Here is a 429-nt window from a genome sequence, read left to right as displayed (position 1 = left end):
GTTTGTTTCAAGAGTACTTTCCTTCCACTAGTCTGATAATGGCGTTTACGAAGTTTCTTTTTGTGATTACATTAATTACAATCGCGAGCGCTGGCTTTGTATGGGAGGACGATGACGATTTGTTCCCGGGATTCTCAGATACGTTCAAGATGCCAGAGATACCAGAGATAAAGTCTCTTGAATTTGATGATATTAAAACTCACGTCGCGGGAGATAACGAGCAATATACCGGAGAGTCTAAGTCGAGTTACAGTTCCTCATCCACGGTCAACGGCAAGACAGTGAGCAGCGGCGGAGTTAGCGAGTTGACAAATGACGGAAAAGCCGTCGAAGAAAAGGTCATGGAATACAAAGATGGCGATTAAATAAATCCAGCGATTATTCACGAATAAAAAATTTAAGTCAAAAATATTATTTCACAAAAGGGGA

At 41.0% G+C, this 429-nt stretch carries 1 protein-coding gene; it reads left to right on the top strand.

Annotation, left to right across the window (positions count from 1 at the left end; translation table 11 throughout):
• A partial coding sequence (locus tag F0L68_RS46200; protein WP_223199680.1) for a hypothetical protein occupies positions 1-365 on the top strand: 365 nt, incomplete at its 5' end.
• Between the last annotated feature and the right edge of the window lie 64 nt (positions 366-429).

The sequence above is a fragment of the Solihabitans fulvus genome (assembly GCF_008386585.1).
Taxonomy (GTDB): domain Bacteria; phylum Actinomycetota; class Actinomycetes; order Mycobacteriales; family Pseudonocardiaceae; genus Solihabitans; species Solihabitans fulvus.
Note: the sequence above shows the minus strand (reverse complement) of the source record. Positions and strands in the feature narration are given on the sequence as shown.